18 protein-coding genes and 1 riboswitch are annotated in these 19,426 nt (G+C 49.3%); of the genes, 5 read left to right on the top strand and 13 right to left on the bottom strand.

The annotated features are described in order from the left end of the window. Positions 1-4 precede the first annotated feature (4 nt). Both sdhA and ACFPYJ_RS25460 read right to left on the bottom strand, forming a co-directional pair. On the bottom strand, positions 5-1,750 hold the full coding sequence (sdhA, locus tag ACFPYJ_RS25455) for a succinate dehydrogenase flavoprotein subunit (RefSeq protein WP_379191040.1): 1,746 nt from the start codon (positions 1,748-1,750) through the stop codon (positions 5-7). 25 nt (positions 1,751-1,775) lie between these two features. Further along, positions 1,776-2,447: a succinate dehydrogenase cytochrome b558 subunit gene (locus tag ACFPYJ_RS25460; protein ID WP_379191041.1), complete on the bottom strand. Its 672-nt coding sequence runs from the start codon at positions 2,445-2,447 to the stop codon at positions 1,776-1,778. Between the two features lie 227 nt (positions 2,448-2,674). Between ACFPYJ_RS25460 and ACFPYJ_RS25465 the strand changes: the two genes are divergently transcribed. After that, positions 2,675-3,598: a LysR family transcriptional regulator gene (locus tag ACFPYJ_RS25465; RefSeq protein ID WP_379191042.1), complete on the top strand. Its 924-nt coding sequence runs from the start codon at positions 2,675-2,677 to the stop codon at positions 3,596-3,598. A gap of 93 nt (positions 3,599-3,691) precedes the next feature. On the opposite strand, the gene ACFPYJ_RS25470 is transcribed toward ACFPYJ_RS25465, so the two are convergent. From ACFPYJ_RS25470 to ACFPYJ_RS25485, 4 genes are all read right to left on the bottom strand, one after another. After that, complete coding sequence (locus tag ACFPYJ_RS25470) at positions 3,692-3,898, bottom strand: hypothetical protein (RefSeq protein ID WP_379191043.1); 207 nt, start codon at positions 3,896-3,898, stop codon at positions 3,692-3,694. Between the two features lie 86 nt (positions 3,899-3,984). Further along, positions 3,985-5,229, bottom strand: coding sequence for a cation:proton antiporter (locus ACFPYJ_RS25475; protein ID WP_379191044.1), 1,245 nt, complete (start codon positions 5,227-5,229; stop codon positions 3,985-3,987). Between the two features lie 45 nt (positions 5,230-5,274). After that, positions 5,275-5,937, bottom strand: a complete 663-nt coding sequence (locus ACFPYJ_RS25480; protein WP_379191045.1) for a potassium channel family protein — start codon at positions 5,935-5,937, stop codon at positions 5,275-5,277. 15 nt (positions 5,938-5,952) lie between these two features. Continuing rightward, positions 5,953-7,305 (bottom strand): TrkH family potassium uptake protein, encoded by a 1,353-nt coding sequence (locus tag ACFPYJ_RS25485; RefSeq protein ID WP_379191046.1) that lies wholly within the window; start codon positions 7,303-7,305, stop codon positions 5,953-5,955. Between the two features lie 76 nt (positions 7,306-7,381). Beyond that, positions 7,382-7,576, bottom strand: a riboswitch (cyclic di-AMP (ydaO/yuaA leader). Between the two features lie 239 nt (positions 7,577-7,815). On the opposite strand from ACFPYJ_RS25485, the gene ACFPYJ_RS25490 reads away from it, so the two are divergent. Beyond that, positions 7,816-9,426: a CPBP family intramembrane glutamic endopeptidase gene (locus ACFPYJ_RS25490; RefSeq protein ID WP_379191047.1), complete on the top strand. Its 1,611-nt coding sequence runs from the start codon at positions 7,816-7,818 to the stop codon at positions 9,424-9,426. 38 nt (positions 9,427-9,464) lie between these two features. On the opposite strand, the gene uvrC is transcribed toward ACFPYJ_RS25490, so the two are convergent. Beyond that, complete coding sequence (gene uvrC, locus ACFPYJ_RS25495; RefSeq protein ID WP_379191048.1) at positions 9,465-11,447, bottom strand: excinuclease ABC subunit UvrC; 1,983 nt, start codon at positions 11,445-11,447, stop codon at positions 9,465-9,467. A 196-nt stretch (positions 11,448-11,643) separates the two neighbouring features. Between uvrC and ACFPYJ_RS25500 the strand changes: the two genes are divergently transcribed. Together ACFPYJ_RS25500 and rsgA are read left to right on the top strand one after the other, a co-directional pair. After that, on the top strand, positions 11,644-11,790 hold the full coding sequence (locus ACFPYJ_RS25500; protein ID WP_379191049.1) for a YqzM family protein: 147 nt from the start codon (positions 11,644-11,646) through the stop codon (positions 11,788-11,790). 458 nt (positions 11,791-12,248) lie between these two features. Continuing rightward, on the top strand, positions 12,249-13,352 hold the full coding sequence (gene rsgA / locus ACFPYJ_RS25505; protein ID WP_379191108.1) for a ribosome small subunit-dependent GTPase A: 1,104 nt from the start codon (positions 12,249-12,251) through the stop codon (positions 13,350-13,352). 75 nt (positions 13,353-13,427) lie between these two features. On the opposite strand, the gene ACFPYJ_RS25510 is transcribed toward rsgA, so the two are convergent. The 6 genes from ACFPYJ_RS25510 to ACFPYJ_RS25535 form a co-directional block, all read right to left on the bottom strand. Further along, the gene (locus ACFPYJ_RS25510; protein WP_379191050.1) at positions 13,428-13,595 is read right to left on the bottom strand and encodes a hypothetical protein; all 168 of its coding nucleotides are present in this window, start codon (positions 13,593-13,595) and stop codon (positions 13,428-13,430) included. 97 nt (positions 13,596-13,692) lie between these two features. Continuing rightward, positions 13,693-13,908: a YezD family protein gene (locus ACFPYJ_RS25515; protein ID WP_379191051.1), complete on the bottom strand. Its 216-nt coding sequence runs from the start codon at positions 13,906-13,908 to the stop codon at positions 13,693-13,695. A gap of 49 nt (positions 13,909-13,957) precedes the next feature. After that, entirely contained in the window at positions 13,958-15,022 is a 1,065-nt protein-coding gene (locus tag ACFPYJ_RS25520; protein WP_379191052.1) for an ABC transporter ATP-binding protein, read from the bottom strand. Next, the gene (gene cysW, locus ACFPYJ_RS25525; protein WP_379191053.1) at positions 15,012-15,905 is read right to left on the bottom strand and encodes a sulfate ABC transporter permease subunit CysW; all 894 of its coding nucleotides are present in this window, start codon (positions 15,903-15,905) and stop codon (positions 15,012-15,014) included. Before cysW ends, ACFPYJ_RS25520 begins: the two co-directional genes overlap by 11 nt. Positions 15,906-15,918: 13 nt before the next feature. Continuing rightward, positions 15,919-16,776, bottom strand: a complete 858-nt coding sequence (cysT, locus tag ACFPYJ_RS25530) for a sulfate ABC transporter permease subunit CysT (RefSeq protein ID WP_379191054.1) — start codon at positions 16,774-16,776, stop codon at positions 15,919-15,921. Positions 16,777-16,804: 28 nt separating this feature from the next. Continuing rightward, positions 16,805-17,920 carry a sulfate ABC transporter substrate-binding protein gene (locus ACFPYJ_RS25535; RefSeq protein ID WP_379191109.1) on the bottom strand — a complete coding sequence of 372 codons (1,116 nt, stop codon included), beginning with the start codon at positions 17,918-17,920 and terminating at the stop codon, positions 16,805-16,807. Between the two features lie 433 nt (positions 17,921-18,353). On the opposite strand from ACFPYJ_RS25535, the gene ACFPYJ_RS25540 reads away from it, so the two are divergent. Then, entirely contained in the window at positions 18,354-19,376 is a 1,023-nt protein-coding gene (locus ACFPYJ_RS25540) for a sulfate ABC transporter substrate-binding protein (RefSeq protein WP_379191055.1), read from the top strand. The last annotated feature ends 50 nt before the right edge of the window (positions 19,377-19,426 follow it).

Raw genomic sequence — 19,426 nt, forward strand, 5'->3', positions numbered from 1 at the left:
CTTTCTACTTTTCCTTCGAATAGTCGCGTTTACGCGGCTTGATAAGCGATGTATCCACGTCTTCATACGAAATTTGCGGGCCTTCAGCCGTCCATTTCGCTTTCGTTGTTTTTAAGAACTCCTCATCAATACGATCCGGGAATTCCGGTTTGTAATGCGCGCCGCGGCTCTCGTTACGAAGCAAAGCGCCAAGCGTCATCGCTTCGGAGAGCTCCATCATGTTCCAGAGCTGACGGGTGAAAGCTACAGAAGCGTTATTCCAGCGAGCAGTATCATTGATGTTGATATTGCGGTAACGCTGTTTGAGTTCTTTGATCTTCGCGATGGTTTCTTCCAGCTTCTTATTGAAGCGAACAACGGTCATGTTGTTGGTCATCCATTCGCCAAGCTCTTTGTGAAGCACATATGCGTTCTCTGTGCCATCCATCTTGATGATGCTCTCATATTTATCGGTTTGACGTTTTTTCTCGCGATCATACACCGAGGAGGAAATATCCTCAGCCGATTTCTTAAGGCCTTTAATGTATTCAACAGCTTTCGGCCCCGTAATCATACCGCCGTAAATAGCCGATAACAGCGAGTTTGCGCCAAGGCGGTTCGCACCGTGATATTGATATTCGCATTCACCGCACGCGAACAATCCAGGGATGTTCGTCATTTGGTTGAAGTCGACCCACATTCCGCCCATGGAATAATGGACTGCCGGGAAAATTTTCATCGGAATTTTACGCGGATCATCGCCCATGAATTTCTCATAAATCTCGATGATTCCGCCGAGCTTAACATCCAGCTCCTTCGGATCCTTGTGGGATAGATCAAGATAAACCATGTTCTCGCCATTAACACCGAGCTTCTCGTCTACGCAGACATGAAAAATCTCACGGGTTGCGATGTCACGGGGAACAAGGTTGCCGTATGCCGGATATTTCTCTTCAAGGAAGTACCAAGGTTTGCCGTCTTTATACGTCCAGATCCGGCCGCCTTCACCGCGTGCGGATTCCGACATTAAGCGAAGCTTGTCATCGCCCGGAATTGCAGTCGGGTGAATTTGAATGAACTCACCGTTTGCATAATCAACACCCTGCTGATAGACAGCGCTCGCTGCAGTACCTGTATTGATAACAGAGTTGGTTGTTTTGCCGAAAATAATACCGGGACCGCCTGATGCCAAAATAACCGCATCTCCGGCAACAGTATGAACTTCCATCGTCCGAAGATCTTGGGCGGATACGCCGCGGCATACGCCATCGTCATCAAGTACCGCTCCAAGGAACTCCCAGTGTTCGTATTTGGTTACGAGACCCGCTGTTTCCCAGCGGCGTACTTGCTCGTCCAGTGCATAGAGCAATTGTTGGCCTGTTGTCGCGCCGGCAAATGCAGTACGGTGGTATTGGGTTCCGCCGAAACGGCGGAAGTCGAGCAAGCCCTCAGGTGTCCGGTTGAACATAACGCCCATCCGGTCCATGAGATGGATGATGCCTGGTGCAGCATCACACATCGCTTTGACCGGCGGCTGGTTCGCCAGAAAATCGCCGCCGTAAACGGTATCGTCAAAATGCTCCCAGGTGGAGTCGCCTTCACCCTTTGTATTAACCGCACCGTTGATGCCGCCCTGCGCACAAACGGAGTGTGACCGTTTAACGGGTACAAGTGAAAATAAATCAACGTGCATGCCCGCTTCTGCTGCTTTAATTGTAGCCATTAGACCGGCGAGGCCGCCGCCAATGACGATTATTTTATTTTTAGCCATGTCGATTCGCTCCTTGTCCTAATGCCTAAACGAGATTCGTCAATTGCAGCGCTGCTGATGCCGCTTCTCCAAACTCATCACCGCGGAACGCCCCTAGCGACAGAAGGAACAAAGCCGCTACGATGACGAATACGCCTATCCATATAAAGGAAGAAATTTTCTGAGCGCGAGGACCAACCGTGATTCCCCAGCTCACAAGAAATGCCCACATCCCGTTGCTGAAGTGGAATGTAGCTGCTATAACACCGATGATATAGAGCACAAAGTAGAACCCGTTTGTCGAGATATCGTGCATCAGGTTGCCTAGGTCTTCATGCTTAACTTCGCCGATCAACACTTGAAAGCGTGTTTGGTACAGATGCCAGAAAACGAAAATGAACGTGATAACACCCGAAATCCGCTGAAGCGCAAATGCCCAGTTCCGGCCATATTGGAAGCGTCCGGTGTTCAGGTTCGATTGGTACGCGACATAAAGGCCATAAACGCCATGGAACAATAGCGGCAGCCATATGCCGAAAAGCTCAAGGAAAAAGACCAGTGGGAGATCATTCAGGGTATTAATGCTATCCTTGAACCCCTGCGCTCCGCCCTCATATGCAGAGTAGTTCGTCAGCATGTGCTCAATAATGAACAAGCCGAGCGGGATTACTCCTAGCAGAGAGTGGATCTTGCGCGATAAATACGAATTTCCTTTCATAACTTGTGCGTTCTCCTTTCCAAACTGTGGAATTACATTCGCCAAACTTCGCCAAAACCATTCTCCATTGTACCGCCAGCCCCTATGGGCGTCAATATATAAGCTTGACACATATTGGTCACACTTCACATCATACTCCTTTTGTGCTTATAATGGAATTGCCTATTATTCATTAAAGGTTATAACTATTTTGCATATGTAATCAATAAGCCGCGAAGGAGATACACATGCTTGAAGAATTGAATGTATTTGCCATTGTGGTGGAGCAATCCAGCATGAATAAGGCTTCCGCGACATTGAATTTGTCCCAGCCCGCTCTCTCCCGCAAAATTGCCAAGCTGGAGCAGGAGCTCGGCGCCCTGCTGTTCCGCCGAATCGGCAAACGTCTGGAGCTGACCCGTATCGGCCAGCTTACTTACGAGTACGCTGTCGAAGCACGGCAGCAGCATCTGCGATATTTGAAGATGGTCGCGGACTACAAGAGTGCCGGCCGCTCGTCCCTTACCATTGGAGCGAGCCTTACCACGCTGCAGACGACACTTCCAGATCTTATCCAAGCTCTGACCAAACGAAGTCCTGAGCTTGATATAAAAGCGATCACCGGTAAAACCCATGAAATCGTGACGCTCGTCCGTGACCACAAAGCTGACCTTGGCATCGTGGCCTCCCGAATTGACGATCCCTCGCTTCATTGTGTGCCGCTGTTCGACGATCATCTCGTACTCGTTCTGCCCCGGAACCATTTTGTCATGGATAAAGGAGTGCCGGTCATCGGAGATCTCGACGGCATGCCGATGATCCTCTTCTCCAAAGGAACCTGGTATCGCATCTTAACGGATGAATTGTTCGACAACTATCAGCTGCTTCCCGATGTGCGGATGGAAATCGATTCATTCGAAGCGATTCTCAGGCTGCTTCATACCTGCCGCGCCGGAACACTGCTGCCCAAATCCTATTTGAGGCCGGAAATGATCGCAGATAACGACCTTACCGTTATTCCCATTCGCGAGCTTGTTGAATCCAAACGGACCACATCTCTTATCCATGCCGACACAGACAGCTTGAGTCCGGCTGTCAGGCTGTGGATTGACGAAATCGCTACGCATTATAAACGCGGCGGCGGTGGCGGTGCGGACGCTCCGCTGGGATGAAGAAGCGGCCTACGGTGCTGGTCGAAGGATCACTTTCCCACGCTGTTGAACCCGGGAATTTTGATTATACTCCTAGTGGTGTATTCCCGGGGTTCAAAGGCGATCGCTGCCGCTCTCCAACCGAATCCTTCTTACCTGCACCAGGCCCTCTTCATCCCAGCTTCGCGGATTCAGCCTGCCAGCACGCGCTGCCGCTTTTAAGCTCCGCTGGGCAGAGGGATTAAGCTCCGCTTGCCTATCGCCAGCTCCGCGCAATGGCAAAGCATCCTTGGCAGATGCGGCCGCTGCTGCGACTCGCAAAGAGCCTTCTTTCCGTACTTCTGCTTTACCGCATTCGCTGCCATAACAGCAGAAAGGACAGAGACCGCATGAAGCGGTCCTGTCCTTTATTGTTTGCCATTTTTCGTATCCAATACCATCCCGAGCTTGCGGGCCATCCAAGCGGTTGTGCTCGCCTGTAACAAGATCGTCAGCATAATCGCCATAAAGGTGACCGAAGCGATTATATCCGCATGCTTGACGCCCATCCCTGCCAGCATTCCGGATAGGGCTGCCGGAATGACGCCTGTTTCGCGAACCCACATCATGAAGGCCATTTCCTTCAGTGACCATCGCGATTTCACATCCGGCAGCGCTGAAGCAAATACCGTCAGCGGCCTTGCAATAACCATAAGCACAAGTACGGCTAGTAAGCTCTGCCACCAATAATCGGCCAGCAGACCGAAATCAACCTGGCTTCCAAGCAGGATGAAAATCAGCATCCGCATCATAACGGTCATATTATCGGAGAAATGTGACATTTCTTCATGCTTACCATGCATATGTAAGCCAAATGAACCGGAGTTGCCCCAAATTAAACCAGCCACGAAGGTAGCCATAAACCCGCTGACATGCAGCAGGTCACCAAGCAGATAGGAGCCGATAGCTGTTCCGATCATCGCAATGGTTGTGTAATCACGCAGCACGCCAAAACGAATATGCGAAACCAAGTAAACCACGGCAAACCCGACCCCTAACCCGACCCCAATTCCGCCTAAGGCTGTTTTCAGAAAATCCAGCGTGATCACGCCGGCATCCAGCGAAGACTTACCTGTGGCAGCCCCCAGCAGAGCAAAGGTCAGAATTGAGCCTGTTGCATCATTAAACGCCGATTCACTCTCTACCGTTTCACGGACCCGTTCACGGATTCGGACTTGACGAAACACGGGAATAATCGAAGCTGGATCCGTTGAAGCGATAACCGCAGCAGCCAGCAAAGCATACAACCAATCGATCCCGAACAGGTAGTGAATGACTGCGCCAACAACACCAACGGTAATGAGAACGCCCGGCACGCTGAGCAGTCCAACCGTCCAGCCGACCTGCTTAAGCCCATGCAGCCGGATGTTGCGTCCGCCGTCAAACAGAATAATCGCTGAGCCCGCAACGAGAATGAACTGATTGGTCAAGGAGGTGCTCGATTCGTTAATCCAATGAAATCCCTGCCCGATAATCATGCCTGCAATGATGAATAATGCAACGTCCGGCAAACGCAGCTTCTTCGCAATGGTTCCAACGATCATGCCGGTCGACACAATGACAAGCAAGAGCAGCATTAAATGCTGAATGAGTTCCGTTGTCGTGTTTTCCATGCCTAGCTTACACCCTCAATCTTAAGAAGGAGCCGGCACCCGCGGTTAGCGGATTACCGACTCCTCGAAATGTTCGATCTGCTGATTCGTACCTATGACGACCATGACGTCTTTCTCTGCGAGCACATCGGTAGCCTCAGGTGCGATGATAACACCTTTAGCTTTATTAATCGCTACAATGCTGCAGCCGAAGCGTGCGCGAGGATTTAATTCCTTCAAGGATATTCCGTTCAAGCATTTTGGAACAGCCAGCTCCGCAATGGTATAGTCCTTAGACAGCTCAATATAATCGAGCAAATTCGGAGAAACAAGCTGATGAGCAACACGAATTCCCATATCCCGCTCCGGATAGACAACCCGATCAACACCAATTTTCTCAAGCACGCGCCCATGAAGCTCAGTCATGGCTTTGGCCACCACCTGCTTAACGCCCAGATCCTTTAACAGAATAGTCGTTAGGATACTCGCTTGAATATCATCACCGATGGCAACAACACCGCAATCGAAATTTCGAACGCCTAAGGAACGAAGAACTTCCTCATCCGTACACTCCGCGACAACGGCATGCGTCAGCACCTGACTCATTTCTTGAACGGCTTCCTCGTCTTTATCGACGCCAAGCACCTCATACCCAAGCTTGGTTAATTCCCTTGCCAGACTTGAGCCAAACCGACCCAAACCGATAATAACAAACTGACTGCTCTTCATCCCGCTTCGTTTCCCCTATCCAATCGTAATTTTCCCCTCAGGATGCCGGTACAATTCCTTTTCTGTGCGGGGCCCAAGCGCATAAGCAAGCGTCAGAGGGCCAAGCCGTCCGGCAAACATCGTAAGTGAAATAAGAATTTTACCTATAAGTGATAACTCAGGCGTAATGCCTAAGGTTAATCCAACCGTACCGAAAGCCGATGTCGTTTCAAACAAAATCTTTATAAAGGCTTTATCCTCTGTCGTCGACAGCACCATGGTGACGAATATGACGAGTGAAAGCGACAGCATCGTGATCGTCAGCGCCTTGAAAATCCGCTCGCGTGCAAGACGGTATCTGAATAGGACGATGTCCTCTTTTCCCCTCATCATGGCAACTACTGCACCGATCAGCACCGTGAAGGTCGTTGTCTTAATACCGCCCCCGGTTGAACCTGGCGATGCCCCGATGAACATCAGAATAATCGTGAAGAATTGGGTAGCCTGCCTGAGCGATGCGAGGTCAAGCGTATTAGCGCCCGCCGTTCTCGGGGTAACGGATTGAAAGAACGAAGCTAATATCTTACCGCCCCAATCCAGCGATCCCAGTGTCTTACTGTTGGAAAACTCAAAAACAAAGATAACTACCGTTCCGACTGCAATCAACGTACCCGTCATGGACAGGACGACCTTCGAATGAAGCGATAACCGTTTATTTGTTCGGTACTCCATGATGTCGGCCATTACGATAAAGCCGATACCCCCGGTAATGATTAGCAGCATTGTCACTATATTCACGAGTGGGTCATTCACATATTGGGTCAAGCTAATATAAGGAACGCCAAACTGGCCAAACAGATCAATACCCGCATTATTGAAGAAGGAAACGGCATGGAACATCCCGAAATAGATGGCTTTGCCAAGCGGCATATCAAAGGACCAGCGAATCGCGAACAAGACGCCTCCAACAAACTCAATGGTGAGCGAGTACAGGATAACCTTCCTAATCAGGCGGACAATACCCTCCATGCTGGTCTGATTCATGGCTTCCTGCAGGATTAACCGTTCTCGAAGTGAGATCCGCTTCCGCAGCACAATTGCGAACAAGGTCGACATCGTCATAAAGCCGAGTCCGCCCAGCTGTATGAGCGTCATGATAATAACTTGTCCTGGTACAGACCAATGGCTTCCTGTATCTACAGTAACCAGCCCTGTCACACAGGTTGCTGTTGTTGCGGTGAATACGGCATCAATGTATGGTGTAAATTCTCCAGCCGCCGATGCGAAGGGCATAGAAAGCAGCAAGCCTCCGACTAGAATGATAAGTGCAAAACCAGTGACGAGAATACGGGGCGGTGACCATTTGGATACATTAAAAAACGACTTCATTACTAACACTTCCACCCCTCTGACAAAGCTTTACGCGCACAAAAAAAAGCACTGGAAGCCCAATGCTGATGCGATGAGTCCTGTTCCATGAAGCCTACGAGGTTAGCTGACGGATTCGGGCCCGGACAGGCGGCCCTATTCGCAAGAATGATGCGCTAACTTGAGAAATTCACCCCGTGCTGCAGGTTTTATGCGAGTAGACAGTATGCCTTCGCATCCAGCAGCAATATGGTTCCCCCGTTTTCACTTTGAAATTCGGCTTAATATGCAATTGTTCACATTATATATGGGAAGCCCGGAAACGCCAAACGGCGATTTTCCAGATAATGAACCGAATTACGCCAAAATTGCGCAATCCTTGTCCTTAATCAATTGCTTGCTGGCTTTCTTGCCCGTTTACCTCTCTCCTAAATCGAGAATGAAAGCAATCGCATGGATAATTTCGGAACAACTATGATAAGGTAGTTATATGTGTTCAATTGCTTGTATACCATAAACAGAGGTGCATTCATGAAGCTAAATCGAATCCAGCCTAACTGGAGAAATTACTCCTGGTTAGCGGCAATTGGCGCAATTATCTATGTCCTGATTCAAATCGTTCCCTCGACCGCGGAATCCTTCTTCGGTACGAGCAGCGACCCGGTCATCTCCAAGAGCTCAGCCGAGCAGGCGGCCCTGGATTTTGCCAAACTTCAGTTCAAAGAACGGCCACTTAGTGTGCATGCCATTCATCAATCGGACAGTCTGCTGTTTGGCTACTTATCGAAGGAGAAGCTCAATTCTTCCTATGAGAAGAAATTCGACAAAGCCTTCCCCATCGATACGTTTCAAGTGCTTGCCGATATGCCGGACGGCTCAGAATTATTCATGTATGTTCATATGCAGCAAGGAAATGTTGTCAGTTGGAATAAATTAGGAGAAGCTGCGGCTGCAGAACCAGTAAAGAAAGAGGAAGCAAGTGCGGCTGCAATTGCTTTTGCCGTATCCAAAGGCTTCAAGAAGAGCGAGCTGGAGCTCGTCAAAGCAGCCGGCAGTGAGCTGCTGTTTCATGTTAAAGGGTACAGCTTGGGCCAATCACAGCTGGTCCTGAAGATGAGAAGCGAGAAACTGACCGGCGGAAGCTTCATCATTACGGAATATAAGCCTCAATTCACCGTTCCAGCCAGCTACGAGTCCTATGTGAATCAACAGAAGAAGCTGGCTTCTTGGCTCTCGCTGATCGGAAATTCTTTGCTTTCATTCGCACTGTTTGTACTGGCCATCATTTATGCAGCTCAATATCGGAGACATACTTCCTTCGTCCGCGGGATTGTTCTGTCTCTGCTCTTTCTCGCCATTTATCTGGTCAATGACTTTAACATGATGGATGGACTTCTTGCGACCTACGGTGAGAATACGAACTCTTCCGCTCAAGCGTTATTTGCTCTTATCATCACATTGGTCATTACCGGTGTACTCGCCATTTCGGTATATTTCTCCCTTGTCGGCGGCGATGGCTTATGGCGTTCCATGGGAGCCAATCTCTGGCCTAGATTCGGGGAGACAGGATATGGCGATCATGTCTGGCGCAGTATGTGGCTCGGCTATTTGATCGCGTTTATGCTGCTTGGGCTGCAAACCGTCATTTTCATTATTTTGATGCAGGCAACCGGGGCATGGTCGACCAGCGATGTCAGCCAGTCGCCTTACAACTTAGCTGCGCCTTGGATCTTCCCGTTAATGGCTTGGTGTGCGGCAATCTCGGAAGAAGCGGTTTACCGCTTGTTCGGTATCGGACTGATGAAAAAATGGTTCAAGAACACTTTCGTCGCCTCTCTGATTCCAACGATCATCTGGGCGCTCGGTCATGTTACTTATCCGATCTTCCCGTCTACAACGCGCCTGCTTGAACTGACGATTATCGGCCTTATCTTCAGCTTCATGTTTATCCGTTTCGGTTTCATCGCGGTCGTGTTCGCCCATGCTGTCTTTGACAGCATTATGATGGCCATCTCTCTGATGTTTATGGGCACGGCCGGCAATATTCTCCTCGGCATCGTATACATTCTGCTTCCGATTCCGATTGCTTGGATCATTCGTTGGTTCAGCTGTAAATTTCCACGAAGGGAACGGGCCGTCTAAGCCGATTTACCGTCACAAGAAAAAGGAGAAACCGCAGGTTACGGTTCCTCCCTCAATGCTTCTAATATTTGCGCGGCGAGCTTCTCGCCGATCGACAGGGGCCGGAAATCTTCAATTCCGGCTTCTTTTATTTTTTTAATGGAGCCAAAATGCTTGAGCAGCAGCTTTCTGCGTTTCTCCCCGATGCCTGGAATGGCATCAAGCTGTGAAGCGACCATTGACTTGCCGCGCTGCTCACGGTGGAAGGAAATCGCAAAGCGGTGGACCTCGTCTTGAATCCGCTGCAGCAGGTAGAACTCTTGACTGTCACGGCCAAGCGGAATGATTTCCGGCGGATCGCCGCTCATCAGCTGCGCTGTTTTATGCTTCGCATCCTTGACCAGTCCGCAAACAGGCACGAATAATCCAAGTTCGTTCTCGAGTACATCAAGAGCTGCCGAAATCTGCCCCCGGCCTCCATCGACAACGATAATATCCGGCAGCTGCAGACCCTCCTTCAGCACACGCTCGTAACGGCGGCGTATAACCTCGCGCATCGTCTCGTAGTCATCCGGTCCCTGAACCGTCTTCACCTTATATTTGCGGTACTCATTCTTATCGGGTTTCCCGTCCGTAAACACGACCATTGCCGATACCGGATTAGTCCCTTGAATATTGGAGTTATCGAATGCCTCAATTCGCCGGACTTCAGGCAGACCAAGCGCTTCGGCAAGTCCTTCGGCAGCCTTGGACGTCCGCTCCTCATTCCGTTCGATGAGCTTGAATTTCTCATCAAGGGTAACTTTGGCGTTATCGACAGCCATTTGAACGATATTCCGTTTCCGGCCCCGACGCGGCATGAACACCTTTACTTTCAGCCACTTCTGCAAGGATGAGCGCACTTCATCCGCTGCGGAGCCAGGCAGCACCTCATCGCTGTCTAGTTCGTCTTCAAGCACGGCGGCAGCTTCCGCCTCAACAGCCTCTTTCAGCTCACTCTCGCTCTCTATGAGAGCGGGCGGTAATGAAGCGTTTGTCTCGATCTCCAAAGCGATCGCTTCCTCCGGAGGTATCGGAAGCAGTATTTCTTTGGGAAGCGCCGGGTTATCGCTGTAATACTGGGTGACGAACGTCATGAAGTCTTCATATGCTTCGCCGTAGTAAGGAAACATCGTGGCGCGGCGCTCGATCATTTTGCCATGACGCATGTAGAGAATTTGCACGCACATCCAGCCTTTTTCGGTATAGTAGCCGAATACATCCCGATCCATGGCATCATTTATTGTAATCTTCTGCTTCTCCATAACGGCATCGATTGCGATGAGCTGATCTCGGAGTTCCTTGGCCCGCTCGAACTCCAGCGCTTCTGCTGCAGCCGCCATTTTGCCCTGCAGCGTCTTCTTCACCTCGTCATGCCCGCCGTTCAGAAACTTCGTGATTTCTTGAATCATGTTCTCATATGTTCCTGCAGGGATGTCGTATTCGCATGGAGCGACACATTGACCCAGGTGGTAGTAGAGGCACACTTTATCAGGAAGCGTATTGCATTTGCGAAGCGGATACAGACGGTCAAGCAGCTTCTTCGTCTCCTGAGCTGCATAAGCGTTCGGATAGGGGCCAAAATATTTTCCTTTATCCTTCACAATTCGGCGGGTAACCTCAAGCTTCGGATGTTTATCGCTTGTAATTTTAATATAGGGAAAGGTTTTATCGTCTTTGAGCAGTACGTTGTATCTCGGATGATACTGTTTAATCAAGTTGCACTCAAGAATGAGCGCCTCCATATTGCTGCCGGTCACGATATATTCGAAGTCCCGTATCTCGGATACAAGACGCTGCGTCTTTCCGTTATGACTGCCGTTAAAGTACGAACGAACCCGGTTCTTAAGCACTTTGGCCTTGCCGACATAAATGATGGCGCCTTCTGCATTTTTCATTAAATAACAGCCGGATTGATCCGGCAATAATGCCAGCTTCCTGCGAATATGGTCAGCCGCTGAACGCTGCTGCGCGGCAGAAAGTTCCTGTTGGTCGTTCTCCACCCTGGTTCCCCTCCCAGATTATTATAACTTCTATTGTAGCACAGCAAAGGGACGGCATGCGTTATGGCGCTCTCGCAAATTGCTGTATTTGAACCCGTTTCGCCTCACAATTGTCACGACCTGCGGCTTTACAATTATTCTGAAGTTTGGGTATACTAGGGGAAGCATTCGTTGTTTTCGAGGAGGAACTTAAGCTATGGAAAATGTTAGAGACCCGCGCGAGCATCTGAACGAAGAACCTCGCGACGACTTAATGGATGTAGCAATCGGCTTTGGTGGATTTTTCGGTGTTCTCACCGTTATTTTCGCCGCAGCGGTGATCATTAAATTTGTTATCTCCTAGCAAGACGATTGTTCCAATAAGGCTTCGACCGGCATGATAACCGGGCGGAGCCTTTTTACATCCTATCTATCAACAAACATGGTAACCATTGACAACCCGCTGCCAGTTGGCATACAATACAAAATATCTTATTTAAGGAGGCTGATGTAAATGGCAAATTTCAGAGCGAACGACATCCATCAATTGCATATGCAGCAGTCTCTTCGGATTAAGGCCTTCTAGCTAAAAGGTATCGTCACGGCGCAAATTGTTCTTCGCCCGTTTACGCATGCTACCTTTAGCCATACCTTTAAGAGCCGTAAGAGACCGCATTTGGTTTCTTGCGGCTTTTTCGATTTGTAAGCGCAGGAGCTCCTCTCCTGTGCTTTTTTGTCTTTCAGCATGAGCTGAAGGATGCTCTAAGACCTGTCATGTATACAAAAAACAAATTAGTTTAAGGAGCTACCCATTTGAATCTAATGAATATGAACAGCAATCAATCCGAACGATTGCAGCAATACGGCTGGAACGATTATTGGGCGTCATGTCTGAAAGAAGAGATGATTCAAAGCGGCCTCGTCCCCGCACGGATCATCGCTCAATTTACGAATCAATACCGAATCATCACTCCAGATGGCGAATCAGCCGCCGAAGTAAGCGGCAAATTTCAGTTTCATGCCCTTGCAAGAAGCGATTACCCCGGTGTCGGCGACTGGGTGGCTGTTCAACCGCTACCAGGTGAGGCGAGGGCGATTATTCATGCTGTACTGCCCAGACGTTCCGCAATGATCCGCAAGGCAGCCGGATCCGTTCCAGAGGAACAGGTAATCGGCGCAAATTTGGATACGCTGTTTATCGTCAATGCCCTGAATGATGATTTTAACGTTCGTAAGATCGAGCGGTATCTCATTACCGCCTGGGAAAGCGGCGCAACCCCTGTCGTGCTGCTGACTAAAGCAGATCTGTGCGAGGATACCGGGAGCCGCATTGCTGCTGTTGCCGCGGCTGCACCCGGTGCAGCCGTTCACGCCGTCAGCGCTCTGCAGGATGAAGGCAAGGAGGCTCTTGAGCCTTATATGCTGCCTGGCCGGACGTTAGCTGTAACCGGATCATCCGGTGTCGGCAAATCGACGCTGCTGAACTGGCTTGCAGGCGACAATTTACAGCAGGTGCAGGGAATTCGAGAACAGGATGCCAGAGGCCGGCATACAACCACACATCGGGAGCTCTTCCCGCTCCCATGCGGCGCCGTGATGATGGATACGCCCGGTATGCGTGAGCTTCAATTATGGGAATCAAGCATCGGCAGGCAGGAAGCTTTCGCAGACATCGAAGAAATTGCAGCGCTTTGCCGGTTCCGTGACTGCACGCATGATGCAGAGGATGGATGCGCCATTAAGCAAGCGATAGAGGAAGGAACCTTGGATGCCAGGCGTTTAGGAAACTATAAGAAAACTGGCCGTGAGCTCGCCCATCAAGCCCGCAAGGAACAAAGCATCAGCAACCGCCAGAAGAAAAGCTCAAACAAACGGTTAACCGGACGATTCTCAGCGAAGGATAGGAAATCGATCGAAATGGATTAATGAAGGCATTCCCTAAATAAAGACGATGCAGCTTGAACAGTATCAAGCCGCATCGTCTATTCTTGAACGTTAGGTTTATTTCAGATGATCCTTATCATAGATGACCACTTTGGTCGAAACCCTTCCATTGAGAGGGTAAATAGCACTTAAATGGACTTCAAACGATTCGTTGTATTCCCGCAGTGTATCGTTCAGGATTGGAATTTCGATCGTCTTTTTCTTCTCGCCGTCCGCGAATATCACCCATTCTCCATTTTACAAATAAAAAATGACGGCCCCCTCTCATTGAATGATGAGAAGCCGTCGCCATTTCATTACCTGCAATTCTAACCCTGTTTTCTTAGCCATTATTAACGGCTTTCAGCTTATCGCCGCCATTGTGAGATTGGCTCTGCTGCTTGGAGGCAGCAGCATCAAAACGTTTACGCTCGGTTCGATCGATCTGGACGACGCGGCCGTCATGAATGGTAATCAACACCGATCCATATTCAAGACCATCCACCTGTGTTGCAATTCGTTCCAGCCATTCTTGATCGAGTACGATTGGTTTTGCCATCAATAACCCCTCCTAATAGGAATAAGAAATTCTTCAGCCATGCCTATGGCTAAATATGGACAGGTGTCGGGTCGACTTTAAGCGGATTTTCCACCATGGTGGCTGAATCCTCTGAGATGACATACAAACGGTGAATCAGAACGGATACTTCTTCGCCTGGCTGCAGCGGCTCTTGATCCAACGATCGATGAGCCGAGAGCCGGTTATTGCCAACCTGAACGTCTAGCTCCAGGTGAGCACCCCGGAAGAAAACATGGCGCACGCGGCCTTTCTCGGCGGCAGATGGAAATGCAAGCTCCCGCTCCCGTCCGACTTCGACGAATTCCGGACGGATCAATGCCCTTGCTCCGCTTAGAACCTGTGTCTGTTCAAATCCCCTTAACAGGCCGGGCTGTTCCACTAAGTTTGAATGCCCGATGAACCCTGCAACAAAAGCGGTCTGAGGATCCGTATAAATCGAGACAGGCGAGCCCTGCTGCTCCAGCTTGCCCTGCTGTACAATCAGCATTTCATCGGCTACTTCGACTGCTTCATCCTGGTCATGGGTGACGAAGATGGAGGTGATGCCGATGGTGCTGATCAGCTGCTTCAGCCAAGTGCGCAGCTCCTTACGGACCTTTGCATCGATGGCCGCGAAAGGCTCGTCGAGAAGCAGGAGGTCCGGCTTCGGAGCAAGCGCTCTGGCGAAGGCAACACGCTGTCTTTGACCCCCGGACAGCTCATGCGGATAGCGGTGCTCAAACCCGCGAAGGCCTGTAAGATCAAGAAGCTCATTGACGCGTTCTTTGATTTGAGCTTTACCCGCTTTGCGTATGGTCAAACCGAAAGCGATATTATCAAAGACATTCATATGTTTGAACAAAGCATAGTTTTGAAATACAAAGCCAATACCGCGATGCTGGGGGGCGATGTCATTCACCCGTTTCCCATTGATATAGATATCGCCCTTATCCGGCGACTCCAGACCGGCTAATATACGCAAAAGAGTCGATTTCCCTCCACCGCTTGGACCTAGAAGTCCAATCAGTTTACCCCGATTAATAGAGAAGCTGACATCTGAAACGGCCTGATGATTGCCAAATGACTTTGATACGCTGCGAACCTCAATGTGCATCTTGAGCGCCCCCCTCCGGATCCCGTTGTGCGGTTTTCCATTCAATAAAGCTCTTAATGATAAGTGTCAAAAGCGCAAGGAGAACAAGCAGCGACGCAACTGCAAAGGCAGCGGAGAATTGATATTCATTGTACAAAATTTCAATATGCAGCGGCAGCGTATTAGTCTCTCCCCGGATATGACCGGATACAACAGACACCGCTCCGAACTCGCCCATCGCTCTGGCATTACAAAGGATGATTCCGTACAAGAGACCCCATTTGATGTTAGGCAGCGTGACCCGCCAAAAAATTTGCCAGCCCTTCGCGCCTAAGCTTGCCGCCGCTTCTTCCTCCTGTACACCCTGCGCCTGCATAAGAGGAATCAGCTCGCGGGCAACAAAGGGAAACGTAACAAAGGTTGTAGCCAGTACGATACCCGGTAAGGCGAATACAATCTGAATATCATGATCAGACAGCCAAGGCCCGAAGAAGCCTTGAGCTCCAAAGAGCAGGATAAAGATCATACCTGAGATAACAGGCGATACCGCAAAAGGCAAATCAATCAGCGTGATCAGTACGTTTTTGCCGCGGAAAGCAAACTTACTGATGGCCCAAGCGGCTGCCACACCAAATACCGTGTTAAGCGGAACGGCAACCAGTGCCGTAAGTAAAGTCAGCTTCAGTGCTGACAGTGCATCTGGATCTGTAATCGATGCAATGTACACCTCCGTGCCTTTCTTGAAGGCTTCAATGAAAACGGACAGCAGTGGGAGAAGAACGACTAAAGCTAGAAAAAGAAGTGCGATACTGATGAGAATCCAGCGTACCGCTCCCGATTCCGTAATATGCTTTGGACGCTGCGCTGCTTTTTCGGATAGATGAGTTGTAATTGCTCCTGCCATGTAATCTTGCCCCCTATCCCGTTACAACGCGGCGGTTCGAGCGCCATTGTAAGTAATTTATAAGAAGTAACAACAGGAACGAGGCAACGAGCATGACAAGCGCGATAGCTGTTGCTCCCTTGTAATCATACTGCTCAAGCTTCGTCATAATAAGCAGCGGTGCGATTTCCGTCTTCATGGGCATGTTACCGGAGATAAATACGACCGAGCCATACTCGCCGATTCCTCTTGCAAATGCCAAAGCAAACCCTGTCAGCAATGGCGGAATAAGCTCTGGAAGAATGATTCTGCGGAAGGTCCGCCAGCGGAAAGCACCAAGCATGACAGCCGCTTCCTCCGTGTCCTTCTCGAGGTCCTGCAGGACAGGCTGTACCGTGCGTACGACGAATGGTAAACCGATAAAAATAAGTGCGATTGTAATTCCCAGCGGAGTGAAGGCAACCTTGATGCCAAGCGGCTCAAGCCTCGAGCCGATCCAGCCGTTCGGTGCGTAGATCGCTGTCAAGGCAATGCCCGCTACAGCAGTTGGCAAAGCAAACGGCAGGTCTACTAAACTATCGATCAGCTTCTTTCCCGGAAACCGGTATCTGACGAGCACCCATGCAATGATTAAGCCGAATACAAGGTTTACAATCGCAGCGGCAAAAGCGGTTATGAAGCTGATTCGGTAGGATGCGACGACACGTGCATTCGTGACAGTGTGCCAAAACTGATCCCAGCTGAGGCCGGAGGTTTTGATAAACACGCCAGCCAGCGGAATCAAAACAATGATGCATAAGTAAAAGATCGTAAATCCGAGCGATATGCCAAACCCTGGCAGTATGCTGCGCGGCTTAGTCTTTGCGTTAATCGGTAATGTGGAACCTTTCATGTGAAGTCAGCTCCCCGTTCTGTTCGCATTATGAGCCCGGCGTGTAGATTTGATCAAAGACGCCGCCATCGGAAAAATGTTTCTTCTGAGCTTCAGCCCATCCGCCAAAATCATCGGTAATGTTAAGCAATTTAATGTCCGGGAATTGATCCTTGAACTGCTCGGCTACAGACTGCAGCTGAGGACGGTAAAAGTTCTGAGCGATTACTTTCTGAGCTTCTTCGGTGTACAGGAAATCAAGATAGGCTTCTGCTGCTTCACGGTTGCCGTCTTTATCAACATTCTTATCAACGACCGCTACCGGCGGCTCAGCCAAAATACTGATGGATGGGTACACGATATCGAATTTATCCGGCCCCAGTTCCTTCACAGACAGCAGAGCTTCATTCTCCCAGGCTAAGAGCACATCGCCGATTCCTTTTTCTACGAAGGTCGTTGTGGATCCGCGTGCACCTGTATCCAGCACCGGAACGTTTTTGAACAGCTGCCCTACGAATTCTTTGGCTTTGTCTTCATTCCCGGCATTTTTGCTGAGTGCATAGCCCCAAGCCGCAAGATAGTTCCAACGTGCGCCGCCGCTTGTTTTAGGGTTTGGTGTAATAACCTGCACTCCTGGTTTTACCAGATCACCCCAGTCTTTAATACCCTTCGGATTACCTTTACGCACTAGAAACACGATGGTCGATGTGTACGGTGAACTGTTATTGTCAAACTTTTGCTGCCAGTCTTTGTTGATGAAGCCTTTGTCTGCAATTGCATCGATATCATAACCAAGGGCAAGCGTTACAACATCTGCCTTCAAGCCGTCAATAACAGCACGGGATTGGGCGCCCGATCCGGCATGGGACTGTTTGATTTCAACTTCTTGATTTTTCTCCTTCTTCCAGTAGTCAGCGAACAATTTATTGTAAGCTTCATACAGCTCGCGGGTCGGATCATAAGAGACGTTAAGCAGTTCCAATTTTTCTTTTGGTTTTGCTGCATCATTACCTGCAGCGTCATCTTTCGTATTATCGGCAGCTGCGTTACCCGTGTTCGTGCTGCCGTTCGAGCTGCTGCTATTGCTGCCGCAGCCGGCTAAAGCAATGGCGGTTACGATAAAGGCGATTAGTGCGAGCAGCGGAAAACGTTTTTTCTTTTTCATGTTTGTCATGTAAAAGCACCCCTATTTCATTTAGTTACAGATATAAAGAAATGTCGTCTACTCCGATAAGATCGGTTGGTAAACAAAATTAATCCTACCTGTTTAGTTGGTTTATGATTGAATAATAGCAACGGACACGCTCCCTTGTCAACCAGTTTTTTCATTTATCTGATTGATTTGATAAATTCTTCTTATACCATTAATTGAGGTGATACAATGAGCTGCCGATTTTTCACGAAAAAATAATTCATAGTTGACAGGTTGGTATTGTCGGTTTATGATGATTCCATTGAGTCGACCGGACCACTGGAGGCCCCGAATGATAAAGCCATGCAGCTTGCAGCATGCTTCATTCGGGGCCTCCTTTTTTATACATAACCGGTCAGGTCTGCTTAGGGTCCGTACATATCATATTTTAGGGGAGAGATTGAGAATGAAGAGAAAATTATTAATCGGTTTTACTATTTTGACTTTGGTATTGTCACTGGGAACGAATGCATTTGCGGCAGCCCCAGTGAAGCCTAAGAAGCCGGATATCGAGCTCCTAAACGTATCTTACGATCCTACTCGCGAGCTGTATGAGCAGTACAACAAAGCATTCGCTGCTTATTGGAAGCTGAAAGCGAACCAGAAGGTAACGATTAAACAATCGCATGGCGGTTCAGGCGCACAAGCTCGGGCTGTTATTGACGGATTGGGTGCGGATGTGGTAACGCTGGCACTTGCTTATGACATTAATGCCATCGAGAAAACCGGTCTCATCAATGACGGCTGGGAGAAGCGCTTCGCCCACAACAGTTCTCCCTACACTTCGACGATCGTCTTCCTCGTTCGCAAGGGCAACCCTAAGAAAATTAAAGACTGGAACGATCTCATTAAGAAAGATGTATCCGTAATTACCCCGAATCCGAAGACAAGCGGCGGCGCACGCTGGAATTTCCTGGCTGCATGGGCCTATGCCTTGAAACAAAACAGCCATAGTGAAGCCAAAGCGGCAGATTTCGTTACGAAACTGTTCAAAAATGTACCTGTTCTTGACTCCGGTGCACGTGGTTCAACAACAACCTTTGTAAAACGCGGCATTGGCGATGTGCTGCTGGCTTGGGAGAATGAAGCTTTCCTTGCACTCAAGGAGCATGGCAAAGATTTTCAAATCGTAACGCCTTCTTACAGTATTTTGGCTGAGCCTCCGGTTGCTGTCGTGAACAAAAACGTAGAAAAGCACGGTACACGCGATGTGGCCAAAGCGTACATCGACTACTTGTACACCGAAGCAGGACAGCGGATCGTCGCTCAAAACTTCTATCGTCCTACAAACCTGAAGATTGCAGCCGAATATACGAAGAAATTTTCTAAAGTTGAACTGACGAACATTCAAGCATTCGGCGGCTGGAACAAGGCCCAAGCTAAATTCTTCGCTGACGGTGCAATCTTCGACGATATTTACGACAAATAAACTAGCAAAACACCAAAAAGCCTGGGTCTTATGCCCCAGGCTTTTTTGAT

It is taken from the genome of Paenibacillus solisilvae (assembly GCF_042656405.1).
GTDB lineage: Bacteria > Bacillota > Bacilli > Paenibacillales > Paenibacillaceae > Paenibacillus_Z > Paenibacillus_Z solisilvae.

Excerpts from the sequence above, each read along its gene's own strand:
- sdhA (WP_379191040.1), bottom strand. The coding sequence starts at position 1,750 with ATGGCTAAAAATAAAATAATCGTCATTGGCGGCGGCCTCGCCGGTCTA.
- ACFPYJ_RS25460 (WP_379191041.1), bottom strand. The coding sequence starts at position 2,447 with ATGAAAGGAAATTCGTATTTATCGCGCAAGATCCACTCTCTGCTAGGA.
- ACFPYJ_RS25465 (WP_379191042.1), top strand. The coding sequence starts at position 2,675 with ATGCTTGAAGAATTGAATGTATTTGCCATTGTGGTGGAGCAATCCAGC.
- ACFPYJ_RS25475 (WP_379191044.1), bottom strand. The coding sequence starts at position 5,229 with ATGGAAAACACGACAACGGAACTCATTCAGCATTTAATGCTGCTCTTG.
- ACFPYJ_RS25480 (WP_379191045.1), bottom strand. The coding sequence starts at position 5,937 with ATGAAGAGCAGTCAGTTTGTTATTATCGGTTTGGGTCGGTTTGGCTCA.
- ACFPYJ_RS25485 (WP_379191046.1), bottom strand. The coding sequence starts at position 7,305 with ATGAAGTCGTTTTTTAATGTATCCAAATGGTCACCGCCCCGTATTCTC.
- ACFPYJ_RS25490 (WP_379191047.1), top strand. The coding sequence starts at position 7,816 with ATGAAGCTAAATCGAATCCAGCCTAACTGGAGAAATTACTCCTGGTTA.
- ACFPYJ_RS25500 (WP_379191049.1), top strand. The coding sequence starts at position 11,644 with ATGGAAAATGTTAGAGACCCGCGCGAGCATCTGAACGAAGAACCTCGC.
- rsgA (WP_379191108.1), top strand. The coding sequence starts at position 12,249 with ATGAATATGAACAGCAATCAATCCGAACGATTGCAGCAATACGGCTGG.
- ACFPYJ_RS25515 (WP_379191051.1), bottom strand. The coding sequence starts at position 13,908 with ATGGCAAAACCAATCGTACTCGATCAAGAATGGCTGGAACGAATTGCA.
- ACFPYJ_RS25520 (WP_379191052.1), bottom strand. The coding sequence starts at position 15,022 with ATGCACATTGAGGTTCGCAGCGTATCAAAGTCATTTGGCAATCATCAG.
- cysW (WP_379191053.1), bottom strand. The coding sequence starts at position 15,905 with ATGGCAGGAGCAATTACAACTCATCTATCCGAAAAAGCAGCGCAGCGT.
- cysT (WP_379191054.1), bottom strand. The coding sequence starts at position 16,776 with ATGAAAGGTTCCACATTACCGATTAACGCAAAGACTAAGCCGCGCAGC.
- ACFPYJ_RS25535 (WP_379191109.1), bottom strand. The coding sequence starts at position 17,920 with ATGAAAAAGAAAAAACGTTTTCCGCTGCTCGCACTAATCGCCTTTATC.
- ACFPYJ_RS25540 (WP_379191055.1), top strand. The coding sequence starts at position 18,354 with ATGAAGAGAAAATTATTAATCGGTTTTACTATTTTGACTTTGGTATTG.